Genomic DNA, 1,554 nt, shown 5'->3' with positions numbered 1-1,554 from the left:
GGCGTCATCACGATGCGGGTCTTGCCGATCAGCGCCGGATCCTCGCCGCGCAGCAGGGCACTGGCCTCGAGCATGGTGCCGACCTTGCCCTTGCCGGTCGCCGCGGACAGCGCCGCCTTGAATTTGCCGAGTGTCTTGTCATAGCCGCGCAGCGGCTTCAGCGCCGAGACCGAGACCGAGACCGAGACCGCCTTGCCTGCGTCGAGCACCCAGAGCGTGCCGCGCAGGTGGGTCTTCTAGTTGTCGTCGAGCACCCGCAGCCCCTGCCGCGAAAGCGTGCCCTCGGCCACGGTCATCAGCGTGCGCAGCGGCGAGACGATGCCTGCGAGCTTGTCGGTGACCGGGCCCGCGGGCATGTTGGCGATGAAGTCCGGCTCGGCGCGCGTCTGCACCAGCGCCTCGGCCCGCCCGAGAAGATGCAGCCCGTCATCGGTCAGCACCAGCAGCAGCCCCGCCGCCGCGACCTGCCCGTCGAACGTATCGAGCAGCGCGAAGGCAGAGGCCCCTTCGGCCTCTTCCAGCGCGAGGTGCAGCTTCCCGAGATCGGCGCCTAGCAGGGCGGTGCGCAGGTCACCGCCGCTTGTGATTGTCAGCATGTCTGGCACGATCGCCTCTCGTCTTCGGGCTGTCCTGGCAACTCGCGGCCTCCTATCTCGATCAATCAAGGCACCGGAAGCGCTACGAAAGGCCACGGTGGGCCGCGTCAATGTCACAAACATGTTACAGACCGCAACCGCTTTCGGAACCGAAATGTCGACTTTTCGAACATTGAGAGCCCCTCGTGTCCATGAGCAAGTCACTGACACGATCCATGAAGCGAGCCCACGTGGTGTTGGCGCCTGAATGTTACTGGGACTTTCTCGCTCTCTCGCGAGAGCTCTGGAATCGTCTAATCCCCCGCCACCTTCTGTGACGCTTCTCAAGCAGAGAAGACAGAAGTCGGCGAACGCGCCGACCCAGAAGATGGCGGGGGATGTGCAATACGAGCTCCGTATAACGTGCAACCATAAGGGCCAAGCACTGCGGACCATCAGTGCGGCGGGCGGCGTCCATTCTCCCGCATTAGCCCCGACATCCTGGCCTCTTCAGGCCAAACGCGGTTAGGACCCGAAGGTCCAGCACCCACCAGATGCGATGTGCCGACAGCTAGTGAGCCAGAGGTTGCGCCTCCGCAGAGCCTCTGTCCTTTCAGGGATTCGTGTTATCCACCAGGCCCTGTGCCTGTCGGCTTCGACTGCCTCATAGCGCCGGTCATGTTCCCGGAATCACCGTATGCCGATAAGGTCGATATGCTTCCGCCGCTGATCAACGACGTGCTTGAAAACTAGGTGGTCAGCGCTCGCTGACTATTCAAGACCCCGTCCAGTCGAAAACCCAAGGATCTGACCAGGCCGCGCGCCGAGACCCGGCATGCCCCTCAAGGACACCCCCACCTCGCCTAGGACTTCCTGCAACCACGCCCCGACGAGGACCCGCCCCGCGCCTTCTATCATCGTGTCAAACGCAACGAGATGAAGAGGTTCGACATGAACACCAGCCCCACCGCCCGCATGA

General features: G+C 63.3%; 1 protein-coding gene and 1 pseudogene. Both read right to left on the bottom strand.

Annotated features, from left to right (window positions below):
• Positions 1 to 209: pseudogene (locus tag AC6RA4_RS25500) on the bottom strand (CHAD domain-containing protein); the annotation flags it as partial.
• 27 nt (positions 210 to 236) lie between these two features.
• Positions 237 to 596 (bottom strand): hypothetical protein, encoded by a 360-nt coding sequence (locus AC6RA4_RS25495; RefSeq protein WP_500165119.1) that lies wholly within the window; start codon positions 594 to 596, stop codon positions 237 to 239.
• Between the last annotated feature and the right edge of the window lie 958 nt (positions 597 to 1,554).

It is taken from the genome of Salipiger sp., from assembly GCF_059781815.1.
Note: the sequence above shows the minus strand (reverse complement) of the source record. Positions and strands in the feature narration are given on the sequence as shown.

Coding starts and splice junctions, on each gene's coding strand:
- AC6RA4_RS25495 (WP_500165119.1), bottom strand. CDS start 596: ATGCTGACAATCACAAGCGGCGGTGACCTGCGCACCGCCCTGCTAGGC.